The organism is Nocardiopsis sp. CNR-923, from assembly GCF_001942255.1.
Classification (GTDB): Bacteria; Actinomycetota; Actinomycetes; order Streptosporangiales; family Streptosporangiaceae; genus Nocardiopsis.
Genome location: NZ_MKKC01000073.1, coordinates 22,747 through 48,945, shown reverse-complemented (window position 1 = coordinate 48,945; position 26,199 = coordinate 22,747). Strand labels below are relative to the sequence as shown.

15 protein-coding genes and 7 pseudogenes are annotated in these 26,199 nt (G+C 73.2%); 11 read left to right on the top strand and 11 right to left on the bottom strand.

Annotated features, from left to right (window positions below):
- Positions 1–236 precede the first annotated feature (236 nt).
- The 3 genes and pseudogenes from BJF83_RS09830 to BJF83_RS09820 form a co-directional block, all read right to left on the bottom strand.
- Positions 237–2,035 (bottom strand): annotated as a pseudogene (locus BJF83_RS09830) (gamma-glutamyltransferase family protein).
- Between the two features lie 501 nt (positions 2,036–2,536).
- On the bottom strand, positions 2,537–3,154 hold the full coding sequence (locus tag BJF83_RS09825; protein ID WP_075926044.1) for a hypothetical protein: 618 nt from the start codon (positions 3,152–3,154) through the stop codon (positions 2,537–2,539).
- A gap of 145 nt (positions 3,155–3,299) precedes the next feature.
- Entirely contained in the window at positions 3,300–4,013 is a 714-nt protein-coding gene (locus BJF83_RS09820; protein WP_075926043.1) for a hypothetical protein, read from the bottom strand.
- A 257-nt stretch (positions 4,014–4,270) separates the two neighbouring features.
- On the opposite strand from BJF83_RS09820, the pseudogene BJF83_RS09815 reads away from it, so the two are divergent.
- The 5 genes and pseudogenes from BJF83_RS09815 (at position 4,271) to BJF83_RS09795 (ending at position 9,888) form a co-directional block, all read left to right on the top strand.
- Positions 4,271–5,238: pseudogene (locus BJF83_RS09815) on the top strand (glycerophosphodiester phosphodiesterase).
- A gap of 189 nt (positions 5,239–5,427) precedes the next feature.
- On the top strand, positions 5,428–6,672 hold the full coding sequence (locus BJF83_RS09810; RefSeq protein WP_075926042.1) for an alanine racemase: 1,245 nt from the start codon (positions 5,428–5,430) through the stop codon (positions 6,670–6,672).
- 673 nt (positions 6,673–7,345) lie between these two features.
- The gene (locus tag BJF83_RS09805) at positions 7,346–8,236 is read left to right on the top strand and encodes a DMT family transporter (protein WP_187347121.1); all 891 of its coding nucleotides are present in this window, start codon (positions 7,346–7,348) and stop codon (positions 8,234–8,236) included.
- A gap of 10 nt (positions 8,237–8,246) precedes the next feature.
- Positions 8,247–9,470, top strand: coding sequence for a glycosyltransferase (locus tag BJF83_RS09800; protein WP_075926040.1), 1,224 nt, complete (start codon positions 8,247–8,249; stop codon positions 9,468–9,470).
- A gap of 97 nt (positions 9,471–9,567) precedes the next feature.
- Positions 9,568–9,888, top strand: a complete 321-nt coding sequence (locus tag BJF83_RS09795; protein ID WP_075926039.1) for a hypothetical protein — start codon at positions 9,568–9,570, stop codon at positions 9,886–9,888.
- Between the two features lie 142 nt (positions 9,889–10,030).
- On the opposite strand, the gene BJF83_RS09790 is transcribed toward BJF83_RS09795, so the two are convergent.
- Positions 10,031–10,993 carry a LysR family transcriptional regulator gene (locus BJF83_RS09790; protein ID WP_075926038.1) on the bottom strand — a complete coding sequence of 321 codons (963 nt, stop codon included), beginning with the start codon at positions 10,991–10,993 and terminating at the stop codon, positions 10,031–10,033.
- Positions 10,994–11,125: 132 nt separating this feature from the next.
- Between BJF83_RS09790 and BJF83_RS09785 the strand changes: the two genes are divergently transcribed.
- On the top strand, positions 11,126–12,451 hold the full coding sequence (locus BJF83_RS09785; protein ID WP_075926037.1) for a pyridoxal phosphate-dependent aminotransferase: 1,326 nt from the start codon (positions 11,126–11,128) through the stop codon (positions 12,449–12,451).
- Between the two features lie 149 nt (positions 12,452–12,600).
- Here the strand turns inward: BJF83_RS09785 and BJF83_RS28860 are convergent, their stop codons facing one another.
- The gene (locus BJF83_RS28860; protein ID WP_075926036.1) at positions 12,601–12,909 is read right to left on the bottom strand and encodes a glycosyltransferase; all 309 of its coding nucleotides are present in this window, start codon (positions 12,907–12,909) and stop codon (positions 12,601–12,603) included.
- A gap of 106 nt (positions 12,910–13,015) precedes the next feature.
- A pseudogene (locus tag BJF83_RS30990) lies at positions 13,016–13,198 on the bottom strand (glycosyltransferase family 1 protein); the annotation flags it as partial.
- Between the two features lie 228 nt (positions 13,199–13,426).
- Between BJF83_RS30990 and BJF83_RS09770 the strand changes: the two are divergent.
- Both BJF83_RS09770 and BJF83_RS09765 read left to right on the top strand, forming a co-directional pair.
- A complete protein-coding gene (locus BJF83_RS09770) occupies positions 13,427–13,681 on the top strand; it encodes a DUF6457 domain-containing protein (protein WP_075926034.1) in 255 nt (84 codons plus the stop codon).
- A 194-nt stretch (positions 13,682–13,875) separates the two neighbouring features.
- Positions 13,876–15,292 (top strand): annotated as a pseudogene (locus tag BJF83_RS09765) (alanine/glycine:cation symporter family protein).
- 108 nt (positions 15,293–15,400) lie between these two features.
- Here BJF83_RS09765 and thiD read toward each other — a convergent pair.
- The 3 genes from thiD to BJF83_RS09750 all read right to left on the bottom strand — a co-directional run bounded on the left by thiD (position 15,401) and on the right by BJF83_RS09750 (position 19,394).
- Positions 15,401–16,204 (bottom strand): bifunctional hydroxymethylpyrimidine kinase/phosphomethylpyrimidine kinase, encoded by an 804-nt coding sequence (gene thiD, locus BJF83_RS09760; protein WP_075926033.1) that lies wholly within the window; start codon positions 16,202–16,204, stop codon positions 15,401–15,403.
- A 185-nt stretch (positions 16,205–16,389) separates the two neighbouring features.
- Positions 16,390–17,319, bottom strand: a complete 930-nt coding sequence (locus tag BJF83_RS09755) for a DUF368 domain-containing protein (RefSeq protein WP_075926032.1) — start codon at positions 17,317–17,319, stop codon at positions 16,390–16,392.
- A gap of 392 nt (positions 17,320–17,711) precedes the next feature.
- Positions 17,712–19,394 (bottom strand): acyl-CoA synthetase, encoded by a 1,683-nt coding sequence (locus BJF83_RS09750; protein WP_075926031.1) that lies wholly within the window; start codon positions 19,392–19,394, stop codon positions 17,712–17,714.
- A 373-nt stretch (positions 19,395–19,767) separates the two neighbouring features.
- Between BJF83_RS09750 and rocD the strand changes: the two genes are divergently transcribed.
- Positions 19,768–21,042, top strand: a complete 1,275-nt coding sequence (gene rocD, locus BJF83_RS09745) for an ornithine--oxo-acid transaminase (RefSeq protein ID WP_075926030.1) — start codon at positions 19,768–19,770, stop codon at positions 21,040–21,042.
- Positions 21,043–21,125: 83 nt separating this feature from the next.
- Here rocD and BJF83_RS09740 read toward each other — a convergent pair.
- Together BJF83_RS09740 and BJF83_RS09735 are read right to left on the bottom strand one after the other, a co-directional pair.
- Positions 21,126–22,417 (bottom strand): annotated as a pseudogene (locus BJF83_RS09740) (SGNH/GDSL hydrolase family protein).
- Positions 22,418–22,463: 46 nt separating this feature from the next.
- Positions 22,464–23,720, bottom strand: coding sequence for an 8-amino-7-oxononanoate synthase (locus tag BJF83_RS09735; RefSeq protein ID WP_075926029.1), 1,257 nt, complete (start codon positions 23,718–23,720; stop codon positions 22,464–22,466).
- Positions 23,721–24,099: 379 nt separating this feature from the next.
- On the opposite strand from BJF83_RS09735, the pseudogene BJF83_RS09730 reads away from it, so the two are divergent.
- Together BJF83_RS09730 and bioD are read left to right on the top strand one after the other, a co-directional pair.
- Positions 24,100–25,436: pseudogene (locus tag BJF83_RS09730) on the top strand (adenosylmethionine--8-amino-7-oxononanoate transaminase).
- Positions 25,433–26,160 (top strand): annotated as a pseudogene (bioD, locus tag BJF83_RS09725) (dethiobiotin synthase). The pseudogenes BJF83_RS09730 and bioD overlap by 4 nt, the downstream one beginning before the upstream one ends.
- Positions 26,161–26,199 lie beyond the last annotated feature (39 nt).

The window sequence follows — 26,199 nt, the reverse complement described above, 5'->3', positions numbered from 1 at the left end:
GTCGATACCGGGGGTCCCGTCGCACAGGGTCTACATAAGCAGTGCCCGGACGATTTGGCAAGAGGATCCGATCAGCCGGGACCGTGTGCGCGACAGGCCCTGACGACGCGGCGTTCGGGCATGGTCCGGGTTGTTCGGAGCCGTTCCCCGCGTGTTCGACCCCACCCGCGGCGTTCGACTCCGCGGGGGCCGACACGGTCGGCGGCCATCGCCTCCGGCGTTCGATCCCGCGCCGTTCAGCGCCCGGCCGCATACCCCTGCGAGGCGCGGGCGTCGGCGGCGGCCCGTAGCTCGCCCGAGTCCGGGTCGCGGGCCACGGCGGCCAACCGGCCGAGCGTCCAGGGGCGGGCGACCTCGACGCGGTGTCCGCGGCGGAGCAGTTCGGCGACGACGTCCTCGCCGACGCCCCGTTCGACGATCAGGTGGCCCGGGACGGTCTCCCGCGGGTGGAAGGAACTCGGGAAGGAGCTGGTGTGGAACATCGGGGTGTCCAGGGCCTCCTGGAGGTCGTCGACACCGTGGAGGATCCGCAGCAGGGCGGTGAACGTCCACTGGTCCTGCTGGTCACCGCCGGGGGTGCCGATCGCCAGGACCGCCTGCCCGTCCTGCCGGGTGACGAGCGTGGGGGACAGGGTGGTGCGCGGGCGCTTGCGGGGCGCGAGCGCGTTGGGCGAGGAGGGGTCGAGCCAGAACATCTGTGCCCGGGTGCCGAGCGGGAAGCCCAGAGTGGGGATGACCGGGGAGCTGGAGAGCCAGCCGCCGCTGGGCGTGGCCGAGATCATGTTGCCGTGCGCGTCGACCACGTCCACGTGGCAGGTGTCACCGCGCAGGTCGGCGGGGGTGGCGCCGGTGGGGCCGACCGTGGGCTCGCCGGTGGTCCGGTCGGCGGGAACCGTGCCGGGTGTGTGCACGGGCGGTTCGAAGGGGGTGCGCCCCTCGACCGGCCCGGGGCGCGGCGCGAGGTTGGCCCGGGTGTCGTCGACGAGCCGCGCGAGCCCTGCGGCGTGGTCGGCGCCCAGGAGTTCCTTGAGCGGGACGTCGACGTGGTCGGGGTCGCCGTACCAGGCCTCACGGTCGGCGAAGGCGAGCTTGGCGCCCTCGGTGACCCGGTGCACGAACTCGGCGCTGACGCCCTCCCGCACGTCGTGGGCCGTGCCCAGCGCCTCGGCGATCTGCAACTGTTGGAGTAGGACCGGCCCCTGCCCCCAAGGGCCTGTCTTGTGCACGGTGTGCACACCGTGCGCGACGCTCACCGGATCCTCGTAGGAGGCACTCCAGTCGGCCATGTCCTGCGCGGTCAGCAGGGCGCGCCGGGGCACGCCGGAGCCGTCGGGCACGGGCGCGAGAGGAAGTCGCCCACGGCCTCGGCGACGAACCCCCGCGACCACGCGCGCCGGGCCGTCTCGATCTGGGCCTCCCGGTCGGCCCCGGCGTGCTCGGCCTCGGTGACGACACGGCGGTAGGTGGCGGCCAGGGCGGGGTTGCGCAGACGGGAACCGGGTCTGGGCGCGGTGCCGCGGGAGAGGTAGACCTCCGCGGATCCGGGCCAGTGCCGGGAGAAGACGGGGGCGAGGGCGGCGACGGTCTCGCCGATGCGCTCCAGGACGGGGTAGCCGCGTTCGGCGAGGCCGATGGCGTGGTCGAGGACGTCGCGCACGGTCATGGTGCCGTGGTCGCGCAGGAGCAGCATCCAGGCGTCGAAGGAGCCGGGGACGGTGGCGGCCAGCACGCCGTCGCCCGGGATGAGGTCCATGCCCGCGAAGGCCTCGACGGTGGCGGCGGCGGGCGCTACGCCCTGTCCGCACAGCACGCGCGGTGAGCCCCCGGCGGCCTGGAAGATCACCGGGACCTCGCCGCCGGGGCCGTTGAGGTGGGGTTCGACGACCTGGAGGGTGAAACCCGCGGCGACCGCCGCGTCGAAGGCGTTGCCGCCCCGTTCGAGTACCGACATGCCGGTGGCGCTGGCGAGCCAGTGCGTGGAGGCGACCATCCCGAAGTCGCCGCGCAGTTGGGGGCGCGTGGTGAAACCTGGCATGGCACTCCTCGCGGGTCGCGGGCGGTGATCGGACGGGGGCGGCGTCCGGACGGGGGCGCGTGCGGCTCTGGTGCGGCCGGGGCCGACCGTCGCTGCGACCGTATCCCACGAGCGCGCCCCGCCGAGCGTCGCCCACGGGTCGAAGCGCACGGTGACCGGTCGTCCACAGGCAGATGCCCCGGGGGTGGCGTCACTCCCCATCCCGGGCCACCATTGATTCGGGGGGTCCCGGCCCCCCGACGACTTCGTGCTGCCGGCCGGAACGCCTCCCACTCCGTCCGACCGGCCACACGCGTCGGGCGACCGCCTCACGGGGCGGCCTTCACGGTCACGTCGCGCGGTCACGTCCCCGGGGAGACCCGGGACACGTCCCATGGGTGCGTCCGAGGGTCGGGCTCCGCGGTCACCCCACTGCTCGTCTCGCGCGGTGGCGTCCTCCTACACCCCGCGGGGACGCTCGCACACCCCACGGGGACCCCTCATCAGGTCACGTCGGGCGCGTCACGGGACCTTGATCTCGAAGGACCAGGGCAGGGAGCTCCACAGCTCCTCCCACTCCTCGTCGTCCACGGTCTCCAGGCCGCCCGCCCCGCCCAGCCCGGGAGTGAGCGTCTGGTTGGAGACGGTCACCTGGTCCATGCCCTCGGTGGCGTTCTCCTCGGCATCCCGCACGAGCTGGGCGATCAGGTCGGCGATCTGGGTGAGCACGGACTCCACGTCGGTGCGCTCCACACCGAGGCTGTCGGCGCAGAGGTCGATCGCCGCCTCCTTCTCGTCATCGGTGCCGTGGTACCAGACGGTGGCGAGCAGCTGGTCCCGCTCCTGGTCGGTCAGCTGTTCGCGGGTCAGCGGACGCTCAACGCCCTCGCCCGGCGCTCGGCCGGTCCCCTCCCGGTCCGCGTCGTCGTACTCGAAGACCACGAACTCGTCGATCAGGCACTGTTTGACGCGCCGAGCGCTGACCCCCTCGGGCAGTTCGGACTCCGTGCCCGCCGCTCCGGCGGTCTCGCCCTCGGCCGTCCCGGTGTCCTGCCCGGCGCTCTCCTCGGCCGCCTCCGACGTGTCATCGGCGTCCTCGGCCGCCTCCTCGGGTGCGCCCCCGATCGACGTCTGGGTCACCTCGACCCCGTCGAACGCGCCGCTCTCCGGAGCCTGATCAGCGGTTTGGTCGTCCTGCGCGGGCCCCTGTGCCTCGGCGGCCCCGCCAGTGGCGCCCTCGACCGTCCCTGCGTCCTGCTCGGCGGCCTCCTCGGCCCCCTGGGTCTCACCGGTCTCCTCCGCCGCGGTGTCCGCGCACCCGGGGCCTCCACCACGGGCGACTCGCCCTCCTCGGCGGCCTCGTTCTCCCCGGTCTCTCCGGCCTCGTCGGCCTCCTCCTGGGCGGCGCCCTCGGCGCCCTCCTCCTGCTCCTCCTCGCGTCCGTGTCCGTCAGCTCGACCACTGACTCGGCCATCCGCCGGAGCTCGTCGCCGTCCCAGCGCTCGGGCCGCAGGTGGGTGGCGACCGCCACCCCCGGTTCCACCAACCAGAACATGTCGCCCGTGGCCTCGGAGACGTAGGCGTCGCGCTGGAGGTCACCCATCGCGTCCACGCGTTCCAGGCCCCGCTCGGGCAGGTGGGCGTACCGCAGTTCCCGCAGGTCCTCCAGATTCTGGATCTGCTCCGAGCGCAGGACCATCACCCGCCCGTAGAGCTCGTCGGGTCCCTGCACCCACGAGATCTGCGACTGGCTGTTGCCCCGCCGGTCCAAGAGCGAGGAGGCGTTGATCCCGTATCGGTCCAACCCGGGCGGCAGGTACCCGATCTCGAACCCGTCGAGCCTGTACGAGGAGACCGCCTGCTCGACCATCGGCCAGTCCATCACCCGCGGGTCCTTGTCGTCCGCCGCCACCGCCGGCCCCGCGAGGCCTGTCAGCCCGGTGGTCGAGAGCGTGGCGGCGCCCAGGAGCGCGACCCACCTCGTGTGGTGCTTGCGCATCGTCGTTCCTTCCCATCGACTACTTCTAGTGATGGTTTCAGGACTCTATGTGATTCACAGGGGGCTCTCCAGTCAAAACCGGCACATGACGTAATTCATGCGCTTCTTTGGGTGAAAGCGCGGGAAGGGTGTGACCTGTCTTGCACCAGAAGATGGCACGCCCATTACCCGACGCTCCGCGCACGGTCACCGAACGGTCACCGGACGCACTCAACCTGAGGGGCAGTCGGTCAGTCCACGCGAACTTGGGAGGTCCGGTGCGCCGCATCGGAATCGTCGTCGGAGCCACTTCACTTCTCCTCACCGCGGGAGCCGGAGTCTCGGTCGGGGCGCCCGCCCCCGACATCACGGGTCTGAGAACCGCCGAGCCCGTCGCCGTTCAACACCCCGTCTTCGAACGCCCGCTGATCGCCGTCGCCCATCGCGGCGCGTCGGGGCACGCCCCGGAGAACACCCTCGCCGCCATCGACCGCGCCCGTGAACTGGGCGCCGTGACCGTCGAGATCGACGTCCAGCTCACCGCGGACGGCGAACCCGTGGTCGTGCACGACACGACCCTGGAGCGGACCACCGACGCGAGGAGGTCTTCCCCGACCGCGCGCCCTACCGGGTCGCGGACTTCACCCTGGAGGAGATCCGCCGCCTCGACGCCGGATCCTGGTACGACGCCGAGTTCGAGGGCGAGCCCGTGCCCACCCTGGGCGAGGCGCTCGACCGTTTGGAGGAGCACGGCCTCAACCTCCTGCTCGAACTCAAGCAGCCCGCGCTCTATCCCGGCCTGGAGCGCGCGGTCGCCGACGAGCTGGCCGACCGTCGCGGTCACTGGTTCCGGCGCGCCCGTCCCTGGCGGCCCCGCCGTCTGGTCGTCCAGAGCTTCGACTGGGAGTCCGTCCGCGAGTCCAAGGACCTCCTGCCCTCGGTGCCGCACGGCCTGCTGGGCGTGGTCCCCGAGGACCGGATCGCCGAGTACGGCTGGGCCCACATGATCAACCCCAACCACCGGCACGTCGACGCAGACTACGTGGAGCGCGTCCACGACGCCGGGATGGAGATCATGCCGTACACGATCAACGACCGCGCCGTCATGGACGCCACTCTGGAGCTGGGCGTCGACGGGTTCATCACCGACTTCCCGGAGGTCGGCCGCCAGGCCATCGACGAGTTCGAGCGCCGCGAGCGCATCACCATCGCGCCGCCCGTGTTCCCGCTCGTCACCGGCGGCTGACACCCTCCCGCCCGCGCGCGGACGCCGGCGGTCGAACCAGGCCGTGGACACCACCCCCGGTCCACCCTCCCGCCCGCGCGCGGACGCCGGTGGGAGGATCGGACCGACCGACACCCGGCCCCGCCCCGGACCCGGCCCCGGGCCGCGTTCCGGCGCGGGGCCCAGACGCGCAGGAGGCGTGGACCGACCGTGACCGACCGGCTCGACATTCCCCGTGAACTCATCGACTGGCGGACCAAGGGACTGTGGTGGACGGGCGCCCCCGTCACCCTGGAGGAGTTCGCCGACCGGCGGTTCCACCTCTTCACCGGCCCGTTCACCTGGCCGCTCATGGTCCTGCGCTCCTCGGCGCTGGACCGCAACATCGCCGCGCTCGCCGCGTTCTCCGAACGGCACGGCCTCCCGCTGGCCCCGCACGGAAAGACGTCCATGGCACCGGCCCTGATCCAGCGCCAGTTGGACGCGGGCGCCTGGGGGGTCACCGCCGCCACCGCCAACCAGGTCCTGGACTACCGCCGGTTCGGAGTCAGCCGGATCATCCTCGCCAACGAACTCCTCCACAGCAGGGTGCTGCGCTGGGTCGCCGACGAACTCGACCGCGCCCCCGACTTCGACTTCCTCTTCTACGCCGACTCCGCCGAGGGCGTGACCGCGGCTGCCGGGGCCCTCGCCGGCCGCCCGACCGGCCGCCCCCTGCGCGTGCTGGTCGAGCGCGGCGTCCCCGGCGGACGCACCGGCTGCCGGAACCGAGGGGATCTGCTCGCCGTGGCCCGCGCCGTCGTCGCGGCCCCGGGCCTGGACCTGGCGGGCGTGGCGGGCTACGAGGGGCCTTTGGGGGACGACGCTGACGCCGTGCGCTCGTTCCTGCGCGACCTGAGCGGCGACGCGGCGGCCCTGGCCGCCGAACACGGCCTGGAGCGGCCGGTGCTGACGGTGGGCGGTAGTGCGTGGTTCGACCTGGTCGCCGAGGAGATCGGCGGCCGGGAGGACGTCCTGCCGATCCTGCGCAGCGGCGCCTACGTCGCGCACGACGACGGCCTCTACCGGCGCACCACCCCCTACCGCCGCCTCCCCGAGGGCCCCGGCTCCCTGGTGGGCGCCCTGGAGCTGTGGGCACAGGTGGTCTCCGCGCCGGAGCGGGGACGGGCCGTCGCCGCCCTGGGCCGCCGCGAGGCCAACTACGACCAGGGCCTCCCGATCCCCCGCGTGTTGCGGCGTGCCGACGGCACGAGCGCGCGGGCCTCGGGCGTGGAGGTCACCGCCCTCAACGACCACCACGCCTACCTGCGGGTCCCGCCGGAACTGGGTGTGCGCCCCGGCGACCTGGTCTCCTTCGGGATCTCCCACCCGTGCACGGCCTTCGACCGCTGGCGGGTGATTCCCGTCGTGGACGACCGGGACACGGTCGTGGACGTGGTCGCCACCTACTTCTGACCGGCGCCTCTCACCGGCCCCGGACACCGGGCCGCCTCTGCCACGGACGCGGCCCTCCAACGGCCGGTACTCCACCCCGGCCCCGTCCAGCCGCTCCAGATGCCGCCGCGGACTCGGGGGCGGCGGGCACCCTCGTGGCCGTGGTGAGCGTGAGTCCGGGGGAGTCACCCGCGACGGCCTGGTCGGGGCGGGGGACGATCGACCGGTCGCCGAGGCGGGGGGAGGAGGCGTCGGGCACGGGAGGGGGCTCCCATCCGGTCCGGACCAAGGGCGGACATCCTGCCATGAACGGATCCCGGGACGCACCCCGGTCCGGGACGACGACGCGACGCGCCCGGTCCGCGGCCGTGTCCTGGACCCTCCGATACGCAGTCTTGACCGGTCCGACCCCTTAGGGCTCCCCGCCGTGCGGCACACGTAGGAACAGGTGCCCCGACCAGGCTCGCGACGACGACGGCGGCGGGCGAGGGAGGTCGTACGGGCCCCAGGACCGGGGTGGGACGGGCACCACCGCCGGATCGGGAGCTGTCAGTATCGCCAGCCCCGGTCGCCCTTCCGTAGCGTGAGGGCCACATCCGGAGACGGCGAAGGGATGGGACCGAGTGTCAGGGGATGCGACGATGCGGACACGGCGCCAGACGTCGGCGCGGGTCACCCGGCGGCGGTGGTGCTGATGCCGTGGTCCGTCCTCATCGCCGTGGTGGGGGCCTTCACCCTCGCACTCGGCTCGGCGCTCCAGGAGCGCGACGCCGTCCGGGCGCCGGGGGAGAAGGTCGCCAAGGCCGGTTTCCTCCTCCACCTGCTGCGCCAGCCCCGGTGGCTGATCGGCAGCGGCGCGGCGGTTCTCGGCGCCTCCCTGCACCTCGTGGCGCTCAGCGGGGCCCCGCTCACCCTCATCCAGCCGATCGGCGTCACCGGACTCCTCTTCGCGATCGTTCTGTCGGCCCTGTTCAACCACCAGCGGGTCAGCGCCTGGCAGATCATCGCCGGGATGGCCGTCATGGTCGGCCTGGTCGGCCTCCTGTGGGTCTTCCCGCACGGCGCCGAGACGCCCGTCATGCGGACGGGGACGGCGCTGGCGCTGGCGGGCGCCACCCTCGGGCTCGGCCTGGCCGTGTACCTCACCGCGCACTGGACGCCCAGCGGCGCCCGCGCCCTGCTGCTGGCCCTGGCGGGCGGAGCGGCCATGGGCACCACGTCCGGTCTGGCCCGCGTGATCGCCGCCAACGCCGTCGACGACTGGACGAACCTGTTCGGCTGGCTGACCCCGCTCGCCGCGCTCACCGCGGTCTTCGGCGCACTGCTCATGCAGAACGCCTATCGGACCGGCCACTTCGCGGCGGCCTACGCGACTCTGCTGATCACCGACCCCGTCGTCGGCGTGGGGATCGGCGCGCTCCTGCTGGGGGAGGGGGTCCCCGAGACCACCGTCGCCCAGGCGGGGGCCGCGGCCTTCGCCGCCCTGGCGATCGCCGGAACCATCGCCCTGGCCCGAACCCGCCACCGCAACCCCGAGGCCCGGGAGGCCGGGGAGCGGTGTGGCGCCCCTACTCGCACCCGTTGAAGGAGTATCCATGACCAGGACCGACCGTGTGCTGCGCGTGCTCATCGCCACGGACACGTACCCGCCCGACGTCAACGGCGCCGGGTACTTCACCCACCGGTTGGCCGAGGGGCTGGCGGGGCGCGGACACCGCGTCCACGTGATCTGCCCCTCCGACCACGGCGACCCGTACGTGGCCGTCAACAACGGAGTGACCGAGCACCGGCTGCGGTCGGCCCCCATCCCGCTCCAGGAGTCGATGCGGATGGCGGTCCCTTTGGGCATCGGCGGGCACACGGCGCGGCTGGTGGCGCGCCTGGACCCGGACGTGGTCCACGTGCAGAGCCATTTCCCGGTCAGCCGGACCGCGCTCCGCAGGGGCCGCGCGGCGGGCGTGCCGGTCGTGTTCACCAACCACTTCATGCCGGAGAATCTGTACGCCCACGCCCACCTGCCACAGGGGGCGCACACGGTGGCCGGTTCGATCGCCTGGCGCGACATGGTGCGCGTGGCCGCCGCAGCGGACCACGTGACCGCGCCGACTCCGCGCGCGGCCCGGCTGCTGCGGGAGAAGGGCTTCGCCCGGGTGGTGGAGGCCATCTCCTGCGGGATCGACCTGGAGCGCTTCCACCCCCGTGAGGGGGAGAGGGCGACCGCGCGCGCCCGGTTCGGTCTGCCCGACCGCGACACCATCGTCTTCGTGGGGCGGCTCGACGTGGAGAAGCGCATCGACGACACGATCCGCGCCCTTGCGCGTGTGGCGCCGGAGCACGACGCGCAGTTGGTCCTGGCGGGAACCGGCCAGCGGGAGCGGGAGCTGCGCGCGCTCGCCGCCGAACTGGGGATCGCCGACCGCGTGAGCTTCCTCGGCTTCGTTCCGGACGAGGACCTGCCGCTGGTCTTCGCCACCGGAGACGTCTTCGCCATCGCGGGAGTGGCCGAACTCCAGAGCATCGCCACGCTGGAGGCGATGTCCAGCGGGCTGCCGGTCCTGGCCGCCGACGCGATGGCCCTGCCACACCTGGTCGAGGAAGGGCGCAACGGGTTCCTCTTCCCTCCTGGCGGCGTGGACGTGCTGGCCGACCGCCTGCGGACGGTCCTGGGGCCCGGCGACCGCCGCCGCGCGATGGGTGAGGCGAGCCGCGAGATGGCGCTGCGGCACGACCACCACCGCTCCCTGGAGCGGTTCGAGTCCGTCTACGCGAGTCTGGGCGCGCCCGCGCCGCTGCGCCTGGAGCGGGTGGTCGCCGCCTGATCAGCTGACGTCAACGATTGATGTCCGTTATGTCACTTTCCGTATTCTTTGCGCGGTAGCTCGTGAACTCGGGTCTCATCAGGAAATACCTGACGATGTGTGGTTCGAGGGCATCAGCGGACGGGTCGGGGTCGGCCGACTCGTTCGCGTCGGCGACGCGACGGAAGGCCTCACCGATCGGCTGATCAGGGCTGAACGGGAGGCCCACACCCACGAGCGCGACATGTCCGAGTTCGAGCGAGAACGCATCGACCTGGAACACCGGGTGGTCCGGATGGAGGCCGAACTCGAAGCCCTGCGCCGGAGGAGACTCGAAGCCTACGCGCGCTGGTGGCACGCCCGCGACGACCGCGACCGGGCCCTCCACGTCTGCCGGAGGCTGCGGCGGCGCATGAACCGGACGCGGCGCCGGGGGTAGCGCCCCACGACCGCGTCCCGGCCCCGCGCCGGAGCGCTGACCCGCCGGGCGGTGAGACTCGCGCGGCCCGGTGTCCGCCGAAAGCCGGACGGCGGCGCCCGCGTGTTCCGCCGCGGCCGTCCGTGCCCGGCCAGGCGCGAGGTCATACGCCCCCCACGGGCCCCCGAACGGCCGATCCCCCTCCCGACAGGTGCTCGCCGACCTCGGCGGCCGCGTCCCGCAGCGCGGCCAGGGTGACCTGTACGGCCGGGCGGCGCAGAGTCGCCGGGCGCAGCACCGCGTACACGTGCCGCACGGGCGCCGAGTCGGACAGGTGCCGGTAGACCAGACCCGCCGGGGCGCCCACCATGGCCAGCGCCGGCACGGCCGCGATGCCGACACCCCGGGAGACCAGGCTCAGAACCGTCCCCAGCCCCTCGAACTCCCAGGCCGCGCCCGGAAGTCCGCCCACCTCCGCCAGCAGCCGGTCCGTGCCGTAGCGCGAGCGCTCCCCCTCGGGGGCCACGATCCACGACTCACCGAGCAGGCGCTCCAGCTCCAGGGGCACGTCCGGGTCCGCCAACCTGTGGCCCTCGGGTACCGCCAGCACCAGCGGGTCGCGCAACAGGTGGACGTGGCGCAGTCCGCTCTCCGGACCGCGCCCGGGGTGCTGCCCCGTCCAGTCGTCGACCAGGGCGACGTCCACCTCGCGTGACCGCACTTTCTGTGTGCCCGTCGACTGCGTCGTCTGCCGCAGCACCAGCTGCATGTTCTCGTGCGCGCGCAGGGCGGGGGCGAGCAGCGGGGCGAACGCCACGGCCGCCGTCGGGAACGCCGTCACGGTCACCACGCCGATCGCGACGTCGGCCTGCTCGGCCAGGACCGCCTCGGTGGCCTCCACCAGTGCCAGGATCTCCTCGGCCTGGGTCACCAGGAGCCGCCCGGCGTCGGTCAGCTCGGCGCCCCGGGGTGAACGGTCGAGGAGCGCCACCCCCGTCTCCCGTTCGAGGGTCGCCAGTTGCTGTGACACGGCCGAGGGGGTGTAACCGAGGGCCGTTGCCGTGGCCGCGATCGTGCCGCGTGCGCTGAACTCACGGAGGATGTGGAGCCGTCGAAGGTCGAGCATAAGTTCATCTTACGCTCACCATCGAAAAGACTCGCTTGTGCTGATGGAAGTACACAGGCATGCTGAGGACTGACAGACCGTCACCCGATGGTGCGGTCAAGCGCCAGATCATGAGCCGGAGATGAGTCATCGATGACCGTCACTGTTTCCGCGACCCTCGCCGTCAACGAAGCCCTCGCCGAGAGGCGCCGCCAGGGCCTCAGCGTCCTGCCACTCGGCTTCGGTGAGGCAGGTCTCCCGGTTCACCCGGTGATGAGGGACCAACTCTCCGCCGGGAACGGCGCCAACGCCTACGGGCCGGTCGCCGGAACCGCCGCCCTGCGCGAGGCGGCCGCCGGGTACTGGGCGCGGCGGGGGCTGGCGACCGACCCCGGGTTGGTCATCGCCGGTCCCGGCAGCAAGCCGCTGCTGTACAGCCTCCTGTTGGAGATCGGCGGCGACACGGCCATCGCGGCCCCCAGTTGGGTGAGCTACGCGGCGCAGAGCCGCCTGGTCGGCCAGCGGCCGCTCATGGTCCCCACGGCCACGGGGGAGGGCGGTGTCCCCCAGCCCGATCTGCTGCACGCCGCCGTCACCGGAGCACGCGAACAGGGCCGCACCGTCAACGCCGTCATCGTGACCCTGCCCGACAACCCCACCGGCACCGTGGCCGGGCCGGACACGGTACGCCGCCTGGCGCAGGTGGCCCGCGAACTCGACCTCGTCATCATCTCCGACGAGATCTACCGCGACCTCGTCCACCCCGCCCCAGGCAAGACGCGGACCGAGGTGCGCAGCCCCGCCGAGTTCGCGCCCGAGCGCACCGTCGTCTCCACCGGGCTGAGCAAGAACCTGGCCCTGGGCGGCTGGCGGATCGGCGTCCTGCGCCTGCCCGACTCCGAGATCGGCCACCGGCTGCGGGGCGGCCTGCTCGGCCTGGCCAGCGAGATCTGGTCGAGTCCCTCCGCGCCCGTCCAGGCGGCCGCCGCCCACGCCTTCACCGAACCCGCCGAACTCGTCGACCACATCGGCCGCAGCCGACGCCTGCACGGCCTCGTCGCCCGCGCCGTCACGGACGCGTTCGTCCGCGCGGGAGCCGCGGTCGCCGCCCCGCGCGCGGCGTTCTACCTCTACCCGGACTTCGAACCGCACCGCGAACGGCTGGCCGCCGTGCACGGGGTGACCACCGGTCCGGAGCTGACCGGTCTGCTCCTGGACCGGTACGGCATGGGCGTCCTGCCCGCCGTCGAGTTCGGCGAGGGCGCCGAGGCCCTGCGGATGCGGGTCGCCACCAGCCTGCTCTACGGCGACTCCGAGGAGCGTCGCTACGCCGCGCTGGCCGCCACCGACCCGCTGGCCCTGCCCTGGATCCGCGCGCACCTGGACCGGCTGGAGGAGGTGCTGGGGTCGTTGGTCGGCGGCGAGCCGACCGCGGCCGAGTCCGAACGCCAGGACGGCGCCGAGCCCCTGTACTGCTGAGGACCCGGACCGCGCCCGTCACGCGAAGGGGGCGAGACGGCCGCGTCCCACCGGCCTCCCCCGGGCCCGTTCCGGGGGAGGCCTTCTCCTGGGCGCCTCGGGGCTCCCGGCGACACCGGCCGGCCGCCGCTGGGTCCCAGCGGCTCGCCTCAGGCGGAGCCGGGGGCGGTGCCCGACAGGGGGCCGTGCCGCAGCCCCCGCGGGTCGGCCTGGCGGGCCAGCTCCCGGCTCGGAGCGATCACCGACCGGTAGTGCTCGACCAACTCAGCGCCCACCGCCTCCCACGTGCGGTGCGCCACCGAGGGGCGCGCCGCGGCCGCCATCCGTTCCCGCGCCCGGCGGTTGTGCGCCAGACGTCCCACCGCCACCCGCAGCTCGCGCACGGAGTCGGGGTCGTACAGCAGGCCGTTGCGCTCGGGGGCGACCAGGTCCACGGGGCCGCCGGAGCCCGGGGCCACGGCCGGAACCCCCGACGCAGTTCCCGTCACGGTGCTCGGGGGAGAAACGCGCGGTGTCCACCCCGCGCGGCCACAGGTCCAGTCGCGGGAAGCCGTGGTCGGCCAGGGACTCCATGGTGGCCGTGGACGGCACCAGCGTGCGGTCGACGGCGGAGTGCACCCGGCGCAGCGACGACCACACGGCCCCGCCCGCGGGCAGCCCGTACCGGCCGGCGAACCCGGCCAGGTCGGTCTGGAACACGGCCACGGTCGGCAGCGCCCACCGACGCGCGGCCTCGACTCGGGGCATCGGTCGGGGACATGGGCAGGGCTCCCAACACCAGGGGGATGTCTGCCTCCGACGCTAGGTTGGCGGGATGAACCGTGATCGGGCCCCCGAAGAACCGAAGCCGAAGGTCAGGGGTGGTTTCGCCGAGCGCGCGGTGACGCCGATCGTGCGACCGCGTGGCCAACCGGTGGCCCGACGGTGGATAGGATCGCCTTGCGTATGCGCAGCACAACCCTAGGGAGTCGTTCGGTGACCCTCGCGGAATGGGCGGAGATGGTCCGCGCCGAGCTGGACCTGACCGGGGACGGGCCCGTCGAGAAGGCGGACGTCGACCGGGTCCTCGACCTGGCCAGGGACGCCGCCCACTCCGTGGCGCGACCCGCGGCGCCACTCACCACGTACCTGCTCGGCGTCGCGGTGGGGCGCGGAGCGGACCCCGACGCCGCCGCGGCGGCTCTCAGCGCACTCGCCCTGGCCCAGTCCGACGGCGCCGCGGACACGTGAGAGGGCCAGTCCCGTGCCGCCGCAACGGTTGCGACGGTCGACCGTGACGCCATCGTGACGAACCGCTGCAAACCTGACACCACCTCTCTGGGTGTCCCGGCCCGGTGGGCACCGATCCCTCGGGAAGGTCGCCCCGCCGACCGCGGGCACACGGCCATCCCCCAGTACCTGATCGTGAATAGGGAGATCCCCGCATGGATCAATTCCTCGACATGTCCGCGCAGGTCAGCAGCATCATCTGGGGGCCGTACGTCCTCATCCCGCTGCTCCTCGGCGTCGGCGTCTTCCTGACCGTCCGGCTGCGGCTGCTTCAGCTCCTCCGGCTGCCCCACGCCCTGTGGTTGGCGTTCGTCCGCCGTAAGGAGGACGACTCCGTCGAGGGCGACATCTCCCACTACCAGGCCCTGAGCACCGCGCTCGCCGCCACCGTCGGTGTCGGCAACATCGCCGGCGCCGCGCTCGCCATCGGCCTGGGCGGCCCCGGCGCGCTGTTCTGGATGTGGATCGTCGGCTTCTTCGGCATGGCCACCAAGTACAGCGAGGCGCTGCTCGGCGTCATGTTCCGCCGCACCGACGCCAAGGGCGAACAGAGCGGCGGCCCGATGTTCTACCTCAAGTACGGCCTGCCGGGCGGGCTCGGTGCCACGCTGGGCATGGCCTTCGCGGTGTTCGGTGCCGTCGCCGCCTTCGGCATCGGCAACGGCACCCAGGCCAACGCCGTCTCGCAGCAGATCACCAACATCACGCCGCTGGAGCCGTGGATGGTGGGCCTGGTGCTGATGGTGCTCGCGGGCGCCGTCATCCTCGGCGGCATCAAGAGCATCGGCCGCGTCGCCTCCGCCCTCGTCCCGCTGATGATCATCGCCTACATCGGCATCGCCCTGCTGATCCTCATCGTCAACTGGGCGAACATCGTCCCGGCGCTCGTGCTCGTGGTCACCGACGCCTTCACCGGGACCGCCCCGGTCGGCGGGTTCGCCGGAGCGGGCGTCATGATGGCCATCCAGCTGGGATTCGCCCGCGGCATCTTCTCCAACGAGTCGGGCCTGGGCACCGGCGCCATCGCCGCTGCGGCCGCCAGACCCGGCAGCCGGTCCGGCAGGCGATGGTGTCCATGACCCAGACGTTCATCGACACGATCATCGTCGTCACGATGACGTGCCTGGTCATCATCACGACCGGGGTCTGGCAGGGCGAGAACAGCAGCGACGGCTCGCTGCTGACCACGGACGCCATGACCACGGGGCTCGGCATGATCAGCCCCGGACTGGCCCCGGTGGGCAGTTACGTCGTGGCGATCTCGGTCGCGGTGTTCGCGTTCACCACACTGCTCGGCTGGGCGTACTACGGCGAGCGGTGCGTGGAGTTCCTCGGCGGACGCGACTCGTCCTCCCGTACCGGCTGGTGTTCATCGCGGTCATCTACGTCGGCTCGGTCGCCGCACTGGACTCGGTGTGGCTCTTCAGCGACATCGCCAACGGCCTCATGGCGCTGCCCAACCTCATCGGTCTCCTGCTGCTGTCGCCGGTCGTGGTGGCGGAGACCCGCAAGTTCTTCTCCCACCCGGACTGGAAGAACCCGGACTCCGTCATGGAGGACGTGCGCGCGTAGCGCTCACCCTCCGGGGAAGGACGTGACGAAGGGGACCGCGCCCCGCGCGGTCCCCTCTCGTGCGCCGGGCGGCGCCGGTGACGGCACGCGCCACCGGTGACCGTGCCGCTACCACCACCGGTGGAAGTGGTGCACCGGTCCCTGGCCGCCGCCCGCGTCGATCTCGCCGGCGCGCCGGATCGCCTCGGTCAGGTACGCCTTGGCGTCCGCGACCGCGCTGGCCGTGTCGGGGCGCTGCGGCAGGAGCGCGGCGATCGACGAGGAGAGTGTGCAGCCCGTGCCGTGTGTGTTGCGGGTGGCCACCCGCGGGGCCCGGAACTCGACCGGCCCGGCGTCCCGGGAGACGAGGACGTCGACGCTCTCGTCCCCGGCCAGGTGGCCGCCCTTGAGCAGGACCCGGCGCGGGCCCAGTTCCAACAGGCGCTGGGCCTGGGCCCGCATCGTCGCCAGGTCGGCGGCCTCCGCCTCGCCCAACAGGTCGGCGGCCTCGGGCAGGTTCGGCGTGATCAGGTCCGCGCGCGGCAGCAGGCGCGTGCGCAGCGCCTTGACCGCGGAGGTCGCCAGCAGCCGGTCACCGCTCTTGGCGACCATCACCGGGTCCACCACCACGTTCGGCAGTTCGTGGCGGACGATCGCGTCCGCCACCGCCTCGGCGATCTCGGCGGTGGCGAGCATCCCCACCTTGACCGCGTGGATCGTGGCGTCGTCGAACAGTGTGTCCATCTGTCGGACCACGAACTCCACCGGGACCTCGTGGACGCCCGTCACCCCGCGCGTGGACTGCGCGGTCAACGCGGTGATCACGGTCATCCCGAAGGTGCCGTGCGCGGAGAACGCCTTGAGGTCAGCCTGGACTCCGGCGCCGCCGCTGGGGTCGCTTCCGGCGATGGACACGACGTTGTACGCACTCATCTGATGTCTGGGGCGGATGCCCCGCCTTCCGGCGGGAGGGCAAGCCCCTGCCTCCTTCTGCGTGGTGTGGGCACGACCGTCCGCACGTTGGACCGTCGCGAGGACCGCGTCCTCACTCCCTCCTCGGCCTGGGGACCGCCGCGGCGGACACGCCGCTCGCGACGGGCGGCAGCCACGGGACACGCCTAGTGGACCGGGGTGGAGTGGTGCTCGTGGGCGATCCCGATCCGGGCCTTCTTGCGGTTCTCGTAGACGATGGCGGCCAGGACCACGAGGAAGCCGACCACCATGAGGGTCACCGTCAGGGGGACCTCGGTGGGGGGCAGGATCTCGCGGTCCTCGGTCTGCCACGGCCACAGGGCGCGCAGTGACCCCGCCATGAGCCCGGTCAGGACGACGAGGGTGATGTGGTGGTAGGTCTCCAGGAGGAACTGGAGGAGCTTCACGAACAGGGAGAGGCCGGTGATCGCGCCCAGGACGAAGGCCCCGATGTAGACCAGGTCGAGGTTCTCCAGCGCGTCCTTGGTGGGCACGTACAGGCCGACCGTGACCAGGATGAACGAACCCGACACCCCCGGCAGCACGAGGGCGCAGATCGCCACGGCGGCGACGAGGAAGACGACCGCGGGGTGGGCGGGCAGGTTCGCGCCGGGCAGTCCCGTCAGGGCGAAGGCCACGGCCGCGAAGACCAGCGCGACGAGGTAGTGCCAGGCCCGCCACGGCTTGCCGGATCCGGAGTAGGGCACCCACAGGCAGGCGAGCACCAGCCCGAAGAAGACCGCGTAGGCGTACTGCGTGTGTTCCTCGACCAGTGGAGCGATGAGGAGCAGGGCCAGCAGGAGGGCGCCGGCCATGCCGATGAGCGCCGGGATCAGCACGCTCCAGTCGACGAGGCGGAACTGCTCCCGGGCGCGTTCCCCGCCGCGGCCGCGCGGGACGTCGGTGACGTAGCGCTTGATGCCGCTGACCATGTGGCCGGCGCCGCCGATCAGCTTGTCGTAGAGGCCGACGATGAGCGCGACCGTGCCGCCGCTGATCCCGGGCAGGGCCTCCGAGGTGCCCACGGCCCCGCCGCGCACGGCGTTGAAGATGAAGGAGCCTACTGACTTGGCCATATGGGTTGTGGGGCGCGTGCCGGATGCTCCGGGAGGGGGCGCGCCGTCCTCCGTTCTGATGCTGTCACCGTACCCACCTCGACCGGGCGGAGGTGGCGTGAAGGGACTGTCTCGCGGGTTCCTGGACCCGACGGGGTGCCCGGTCCGGCGCGCGGTCCCCGGGAGGGTGCGCCGGGTGGTCCGGAACCGGGGACGGGGGGCTCAGGCCGTCCGGGCGTGGTCAGTCTAGCGGCGCGGGTGGCGGGCCGGACCGCCTGTGACACGGCGCAAACGGGGTTTCGGCTGGGTTTGACTGCTTTGACTCGGTGGCCGAAATGAGGTGTGCCCGCACGCCGGGTGCGGAGGACCGCACCAGGGGGGCGCTGCCCCTCTCCCTGCCTCCCGCGGACCGGTCAGTGCACCGCGTGTTCGGGAGCGGCGCCGGACGCGCTGACGTCCCCCTCCGCGCCGCCGCGCGCGACCGAGGCCGCCCACCGGTAGTCCTGCTTGCCGACCGCCGTTCGCCGGACCCTGTCCACGACGTGGACGCTGCGCGGCACCTTGAATCCCGCCAACCGTCCCCGGCAGTGCGAGCGCAGCTGGTCGGCACTTGTCTCGGCGCCGTCGGCGAGCGACACCAGGGCGGTCACCCGCTGGCCGAGCCGTTCGTCCGGGGCGGGCACGACGATCGCGTCCTCCACCAGGGGATGCGCCTTGAGCACTGCCTCGACCTCCTCCGGGTAGACCTTCTCCCCGGCGGTGTTGATGACGACGCTGCCCCTGCCCAGGAGCATCACCGACCCGTCCCGCGCACGGGTGCCGTAGTCGCCGGACAGGGCCCAACGCCGGCCCTCGGAGTCGACGGGGAAGGTCCGCGCGGTGGCGATCGGGTCGTTGTAGTAGCCGAGCGGGATGCGTCCGGTCCGCGCGATGCGCCCGATGCGCCGCGATCCCGGGCTCAGCGGGCGCAGGGCCTCGTCCAGCACGGCGATGCTGCCGCCCATGGTGAAGCTGCGGCCGTCGCCGGCCCCGCCGGAGTCCTCCTCGGGCGGGGACGCCGAACCGCACACGCCGGTCTCCGACCCCCCGTAGGCGTCGGCCAGGGCGACGTCCGCGCGCCAGGCCCGCCAGAGAGCGCGCACGGACGGGGTGAGCGGGGTGCCCCCGGAGCGCACCGAGGCCAGCTCGGGGCACATCCCAGGCTCGGTGAGCAGGTGCCGTGCGAGCGGGCGGGCCATCGCGTCCCCGACCAGCTGCACCACGTGGACGCCCTCGCGGTGTGCCAGCTCCACCACGCGGTCGGGGCGCAAGCTGCGGTCGGTGGACAGGACCACGCGCTTGCCGCACAGCATCATGCTCAACGCGTTCCACTGCCCGGCGGCGTGCATCAGCGGCCCCAGCACGAGCATCCGCTGGGGGAAGCAGCGCCGGGCGCGCTCGGCGACGTCCTCGGCGGTCCGGGCGCGCGGCTCGCCCGGGGCCCGGCGCTCCAGGGCGGCGCGGAAGATGTCCGCCTGCCGCCACAGCACGCCCTTCGGGTAGCCGGTGGTGCCGCCCGTGTAGAGGAGGTAGTGGTCGTCGCCGGAGGTCGGCGGTGGGGTGGCGGCGTCCGGGGACGTGCAGGCCAACGCCCGTTCGTAGTCGGTTCCGTCGAGGTCGGCGTCGCGCACGCCGCCGTCCTCGATCAGCAGGACGTGGCGCAGACGGGGCAGGTCGGGGCGGACGGCGGTGACTTTCGCGGCAAGGGAGTCCTCCGCGATGAGCGCGACCGCGTGGGAGTCCGACAGCACGTGCCGCAACTCGCCCGAGACGTAGCGGTAGTTCACGTTCACCGGGACCGCGCCCGCGCGCATGACCCCGAGGAAGGACTCCACCCACTCGGCCCGGTTGAACGCCAGGATCGCCACGTGCTCCCCGGGGCGCACACCCGCCTCCACCAGGTGCGCGGCCAAGCGCAGGGAGCGGTCGTGCAGGGTCCGGTAGGTGAGGCGTCGGGGTCCCGCGACGAGCGCGACGCGTTCGGGCACCGCCTCGGTCACGGCGGTGAGCAGGCGGGGGAGGGAGAAGGGGGCGTCGGGGGACGCTGGGCTGGGCACGCCGGACCTCCCTGGAACGGATCTCGGGCCGACCTCGGCCGGGCGTCCACGCGACGCCGACCGCCGCGGCGGGGTGGCTGATGAGCCGACCGTACCCCGCGGGAAGGGGGGCGATCGCGGTCGGGGCTGTGGAGCGCGTCACCTGGGAACTCGGTCCAGGTCACGTCGCGTGTCGAGGCCCCCGCTCAGCGGGCTCGGCGCGCGACGTGTGCCCGGGTTTCGGGCCCGGTGCCCGAACTGTGATCTGCCTTACCTCTTGTGTGCTCACCGGATGATCTGCTCAACTCTTGGGGACTTCCGCCTCAGGGCTCTACCGGGCCCGATGGTGGGTATCTACTGTCTGACATCGGTCAATGGTGATCGGAGCGGCTAGATGAGCGACACCCGCAACATGGGTCAGCAGGACTCCGCAGGAAACCCCGGCGGACAGGCACTCTCCAGTGAGGAGCACATCGCCCTCGCGCGGGCACGGTCCGCGCACAACTACTCACCCCTGCCCGTGGTGATCGCCGAGGGCCGCGGAGCCTGGGTGACCGACGTGGAGGGACGCCGGTACCTGGACTGTCTGGCCGGGTATTCGGCCATGAACTTCGGTCACCACCACCCCGACCTGCTCGCCGCCGCCCACCGGCAGCTCGACCGGGTGACGCTGACCAGCCGGGCCTTCTACAACGACCAGTTCGGCCCCTGGGTGAGCGCCCTGGCCGACATGGTCGGCAAGGAGAAGGTCCTGCCGATGAACACCGGCGCCGAGGCGGTGGAGACCGGTATCAAGGTCGCCCGCAAGTGGGCCTACGAAGTCAAGGGCGTTCCCGAGAACCAGGCCACCATCGTCGTGGCGGGCGCCAACTTCCACGGGCGTACCACCACCATCGTCTCCTTCTCCTCCGACCCCGAGGCCAGGACGGGCTTCGGGCCGTACACCCCGGGCTTCCGGTCGGTGCCGTACGGCGACGCGAAGGCGATCGAGGACGCGATCGACGAGACCACCGCGGCCGTGCTCATCGAACCGGTGCAGGGCGAGGCCGGTGTGATCGTCCCCCCGCAGGACTACCTGCCGCGCGTCCGGGAGATCTGCGACCGCGACCGGGTGCTGTTCATCGCCGACGAGGTCCAGGCGGGTCTGGGCCGGACCGGCACGATCCGGGCGTGCGAGCACACCGGTGTGGTGCCGGACGCCTACCTGTTCGGCAAGGCGCTGGGCGGCGGGATCCTGCCGGTCTCGGCCATGGTCGCCGACGAGGACGTGCTCGGCGTCATCCAGCCGGGCCAGCACGGGAGCACGTTCGGGGGCAACCCGCTCGCGGGCGCGGTAGGCGGCACCGTCGTCAGGATGTTGACCGAGGGGCCGTACCTGGAGAACGCGCGCCGACTGGGCGAGGTGCTCAGCCGCCGCCTGAAGGAGTTCGTGGGCGACGGCGTGGTCTCGGCGCGCAGCATCGGCCTGTGGGCGGGGATCGACGTCGACCCGGCGCTGGGCAGCGGCAGGGAGCTGTGCCAGCGGCTGGCCGAGCACGGCGTCCTGGTCAAGGACACCCACGGGTCCACGGTACGGATGTCGCCCCCGCTGGTGATCACCGAGGAGGACCTCAACTGGGGTCTGGACCGGTTCGGTGACGTCCTCGCCGAACTCAGAACGCGCGCGTGACGGCCCGCCCGGCGGTGTAGGGCGACCGGCGGGGACGGCGCACCGGCACCGGGTGCGCCGTCCCCGCCGCCGGGTCCGGGGCGCTACTCCTCGACCCGCGCCTCGGCTTCCCCGACGGACTCCCCGTCCTCGGGCGAGGCCGAGGCGTCGGGGCGGTCCAGCGGCCCGCCGAGTTCGGTGGCGAGAAGGTCCTCGTTGACGTTGTCGAGAGTCTCCCGCGCCACGTACAGCGCCCGTTCGGGGCCCTCCTCGATCTGCAGGCGCACGCGTTCGGCGATGGACAGCTGCCCCTGCGCGGTGGGGTGGAAGCTGGCGCGGTCCACCCGGATCCCCTCGCCGAGTTGGCCGAGGACGATCCCGTTCAGCCACGCGTCCTCGGCGCTGACCTCGAACCCGTTCAACGAGGAGAAGACGTTGACGTACTCGACGCTGCCCACGTCACGGCCGCCGTAGACCCGGCCGTCGACCTCGTAGGCGACGTCGCGGATCCGTTCGTTGAACCGTTCGCCGACCGAGTTCAGCCAGGCCTGGTCGTCCGTGGTCAGGGTGTAGTACATGCTCGGCGGATCCTCGGGGAACAGCCGCGGGTAGCCGAGCACGAGGATCCGCGCGTTGGGGGCGCGGTCGCGGATCTCGGAGAGGATCTCGGTCAGGGTCTCCTCGAACCGGTCCATCCGCCCGGCGATGTCCTCCTCCTGCGCCGCGCACACACCGTTCTCCAGGAGCGGCATCCGCACGATGCAGGTGCGCAGGACGGGGATGAACCCCAGATCGTTGCCGCCGATGCCGAGGGTGACCAGCGACGTGTGCTCGGTGACCCGTTCGATCTGCGACTCGGGGGTGCCGATCTCGGAGAGCATGTCGGCGCCCTTGTGGCTGCTGCACGCGTAGAAGGCGAGCGCCCCGGCGAAGGAGAACTCCTCCTCGACCACCCTGGGGTAGCGTGCGCGGAGCGCCAGCATCCGCCCGGTTCGGCCGTGGCGGGGTCGTAGTCCCCGGCGCCGTCGCCGGAGGAGTAGGAGTCGCCCAGCGCCACGTAGTTGCCCCACAGGGCTGCCTCGCGGGGCTCCATCCGGAGCCGCCAGTCGATCTCCTCGTCCTCGGTGATCGGCGGCAGTTCCTCGGTCGGGCACACCCCGTCGGTGACCTCGCACCACAAACGGAGCAGACCGTCCCGCCCCGCCGGGACGACCAGGGTGACCACCAGGGCCACGACCAGGACGGCGGCGGTGGCGAGGACGAGCCGCGCGCGGCGTCGGCGCCGGGTGCCGCTCGGCCGTGCCGCGTCGGGTGCGGGGCTCGTGGGATCGGGGGGACGGGTGGAGTCGGTCTCCGGGGGAACGGGGGTCGACGGGTCGTCTTCGGGGGCTGACAAGGCCGCTTCCGCCTCCCATCTCCGGACGGGTCGTGTGTAGGCCAGACTACCCGGGGCGGTTCGCCGAGATGACGTCCACGACGTGTCGCACCTGCGCGTCGCTGAGGGTGGCCCGTGCGGTCAGCCGCAGCCGTGACCGGCCGTCCGGCACCGACGGCGGACGGAAGCACCCCACGCGCACGCCCGCCTCCAGACAGGCGTCGCGCCAGGCCACGGCCGCCTCCGGCGACGGCGCCAGGACCGACACGACGGCCGCGTCCGGCGTGCTGGCCTTCAGCCCCCGCTCGCACAGCCCCTCGGCCAGGTCCAGGGCGCGGGCGCGCACCGCCTCGGTCCGGTCGGGCTCGTCGCGCAGCACCCGCAGCGCCGCCAGGGCCGCGCCCACGGAGGTGGGGGCGAGCCCGGTGTCGAAGACGAACGTGCGCGCGGTCTCCATGAGGTGGCGGACCACCCTCGACGATCCCAGCACCGCACCGCCCTGCGCGCCGAGGGACTTGGACAGCGTCACGGACACCGCCACGTCCTCCGCGCCCTCCAGACCGGCGAGGGCGGCGGCGCCGCGGCCGCCGGGCCCCACGACCCCGAGCCCGTGCGCGTCGTCCAGCAGCAGTGCGGCGCCGTGCGCGCGGGCGGTACGGGCCAGCGCGGCGACGTCGGTGAGGTCGCCGTCCACCGAGAACACGGTGTCGCTCAGGATCAGCGCGCGCCCGTGCGCGCCGGCGAGCGCCGTGGCGGCGTGACCGGGGGATCCGTGTTCGAACAGCGCGACGCGCGCCCCGCAGGCACGGGCCAGCCGGGTGGCGTCGATGAGCGAGGCGTGGTTGTGGCGGTCGCACACCACCAGGGGAGCGGGGCCGCCGCCGGGGTCGGGGGCGGCCAGCGCGGTGACCATCGCGAGGTTGGCCGCGTAGCCGGAGGAGAAGACCAGCGCCGCCTCGGTCCCGTAGAAGTCGGCGAGTTCGCGTTCCAGCTCCCCATGGAGCTCGGTGTCCCCCGTGACCAGGCGTGATCCACCCGCTCCGGCCCCCCAGAGGTAAGCGGCCTCGGCGGCTGCCCCCACCACCTCGGGGTGCAGCATCAACCCCAGGTAGTCGTTGCCCGCCAGGTCGAGGAGGTCGTCGCGCAGGGTCCTCGGCACCGTGCGGCGGGTCAGACCGGCCTCGGCCCTGTGCCTGGCCGCGCCGTCCAGCCACGCGAAGGGGTCGTTCTCGTGCGGAGCCCGGCCGGACCGCCTCGGGTCGGTGGCGCGCAGGGGCCAGGGGCGCGGGGGGACTGCGACGGTGGGGTTGGCGAGGCGTTCCATACGTGCGGGGGTTCTCCTCTGGTCGGTGCCGGCGCCCGGGAACCGGGGCCGGGGACCGTTCGGGTGCGCCCGGCGCGGCACCTCACGCCGGTGGCGGACTGCCCTCGCCCGGGCGGATCGACACCTGGCTGGACCGACCCAGCGGCGGCCAATCCCGCTGGGTCGGTCCGGTCAGTGCGTGCCAGGAAGGCGCCCTTAGACTCTGCCGGTCGCGCGGTGGCCGCGTCACCCGTGGAAGCCCACAAACTTCGGCGTGGAATCCTGGTAGGACCACACGGGCCCCGCCGTTCCCTGCCGTGAACAATGGGTCCGCGCGACGGTTTGACGCCCACACCCACGTAGGGAGGAAGGGGCCCGCCCCCGGCCCCGAGACGCATCCATGACCTCCACCGATCACACACGACCCCGGCTCCCGGCCGGGCCCGGCCGGGTCAGCGCCCTGGACGGCGCCCACCTGTGGCACCCCTACACCACCGTGCCGGCGGCCGACCGGCCGTACGTGGTCACGGACGCCGAGGGGGTGCGGCTGACGCTGTGGTCGGAGGACGGCACCCATGAGGTCGTCGACGGGATGTCCTCGTGGTGGTCGGCGATCCACGGGTACCGTCACCCGCGACTGGACGCCGCCGCGCGCGACCAGCTGTCGTCGTTCAGCCACGTGATGTTCGGCGGGCTGACGCACGCCCCGGCCGCCGAACTGGGGGAGGCGCTGGTCCGGATCACCCCCGAGGCGCTGGACCGCGTGTTCCTGGCCGACTCGGGCTCGGTGTCGGTCGAGGTCGCCATGAAGATGTGCCTCCAGTACCACCGTTCGACCGGGCGCCCGCGGCGGCGCCGGTTCCTCACCTGGCGCGGCGGCTACCACGGGGACACCTTCCACGCGATGAGCGCCTGCGACCCCGAGGGCGGGATGCACGCCCTGTGGGGTGACGTGCTCCCCGCGCAGGTGTTCGCACCCGCTCCGCCGGCGGGGTTCGACGTCGAACCCGATCCCGCGTACGTGTCCGGGTTCGAGGCCCTGGCCCGTGAGCACGCCGACGAACTCGCCGCCATCATCGTGGAACCCGTGGTCCAGGGCGCGGGAGGGATGCGCTTCCACCACCCCGGCTACCTGCGGGAACTGCGCCGGATCGCCGACGAGTTCGGACTGCTCCTGTCTTCGACGAGATCGCCACGGGCCTCGGTCGCACGGGAGAGCTGTTCGCGGCCGACCACGCGGGTGTGACGCCCGACGTCATGTGTCTGGGCAAGGCGTTGACCGGGGGCTACATGACGCTGGCCGCGACACTGTGCACGACGCGGGTCGCGCGGGGGATCGCGGCGGGCGAGGTCCCGGTGCTCGCGCACGGGCCCACGTTCATGGGCAATCCGCTGGCCTGCGCCACCGCGCTGGCGTCGGTGGAGCTCCTGACCGAGGGGGACTGGAGGGGCGACGTGGCGCGCGTGGAGGCGGGCCTGCGGGAGGGCCTGGCCCCGGCGACGCGGCTTCCCGGCGTGCGCGAGGTACGGGTGTTGGGGGCGATCGGAGTGATCGAACTGGACGCGCCGGTGCGCGTGCGGGAGGCGACCCGGGCGGCGGTGGCGGCGGGGGTGTGGTTGCGGCCGTTCCGCGACCACGTGTACGCCATGCCGCCCTACGTGAGCACGGCGGACGACGTGGCCCGGATCGCCGCCGGGATGGTCGCCGCAGCCGAGGCGTCCCTGGGGGAGCGATGAGTCTCCTGGTGGTGACCGGTACCGGCACCGAGGTCGGCAAGACGGTCGTCACGGCCGCCGTCGCCGCGCTGGCGCGGGAAGCCGGACAGCGCGTGGCCGTGGTCAAGCCCGCCCAGACCGGGGTGGGTCCCGGCGAGCCCGCGGACGCGGACGAGGTCGTGCGGCTCGCACCGGGGGTGACCGCCGTGGAGCTGGCGCGCTACCCCGATCCGCTCGCCCCGGCGACCGCCGCCGCGCGGTGCGGCGCGGCGCCCCTGGACGCGGATCGGGTGGCCGACACCGTGAGGGAGCTGGACCGCGACCACGACCTGGTGCTGGTGGAGGGCGCGGGCGGGCTGCTGGTGCGGCTCAACGCCGAGGGGTGGACGCTGGCCGACGTGGCGACGGATGTGTCCGCACCGGTGCTCGTGGTGGCCAGTCCCGGTCTCGGCACGCTCAACGCGACGGCGCTGACGGCCGAGGCCCTGCGCGCGCGGGGGCTGGCCCCGGCCGGGGTGGTTGTGGGCGCGTGGCCGCTCCACCCCGACCTCGCCACGCGGTGCAACCTCACCGATCTGCCGACGAGGGGGCGGGCGGCCTGGTGGGCGCCCTGCCGGAGGGGAGCGGGCGGTTGGCCGCGCCGGAGTTCGCGGCCGTGGCCCGTCGGAGCCTGGCGCCGCGCCTGGGCGGGTCGTGGGACGCGGACGCGGAGGTGGCCCGGTGGTCCGCGGACGCACCGGCCTGAGCGCGGGAAAACGGATGGCCGATCGGCCCGGCAGCGTCT

Excerpts from the sequence above, each read along its gene's own strand:
- BJF83_RS09820 (WP_075926043.1), bottom strand. The coding sequence starts at position 4,013 with ATGCGCAAGCACCACACGAGGTGGGTCGCGCTCCTGGGCGCCGCCACG.
- BJF83_RS09805 (WP_187347121.1), top strand. The coding sequence starts at position 7,346 with ATGCCGTGGTCCGTCCTCATCGCCGTGGTGGGGGCCTTCACCCTCGCA.
- BJF83_RS09800 (WP_075926040.1), top strand. The coding sequence starts at position 8,247 with ATGACCAGGACCGACCGTGTGCTGCGCGTGCTCATCGCCACGGACACG.
- BJF83_RS09790 (WP_075926038.1), bottom strand. The coding sequence starts at position 10,993 with ATGCTCGACCTTCGACGGCTCCACATCCTCCGTGAGTTCAGCGCACGC.
- BJF83_RS09785 (WP_075926037.1), top strand. The coding sequence starts at position 11,126 with ATGACCGTCACTGTTTCCGCGACCCTCGCCGTCAACGAAGCCCTCGCC.
- thiD (WP_075926033.1), bottom strand. The coding sequence starts at position 16,204 with ATGAGTGCGTACAACGTCGTGTCCATCGCCGGAAGCGACCCCAGCGGC.
- BJF83_RS09755 (WP_075926032.1), bottom strand. The coding sequence starts at position 17,319 with ATGGCCAAGTCAGTAGGCTCCTTCATCTTCAACGCCGTGCGCGGCGGG.
- rocD (WP_075926030.1), top strand. The coding sequence starts at position 19,768 with ATGAGCGACACCCGCAACATGGGTCAGCAGGACTCCGCAGGAAACCCC.
- BJF83_RS09735 (WP_075926029.1), bottom strand. The coding sequence starts at position 23,720 with ATGGAACGCCTCGCCAACCCCACCGTCGCAGTCCCCCCGCGCCCCTGG.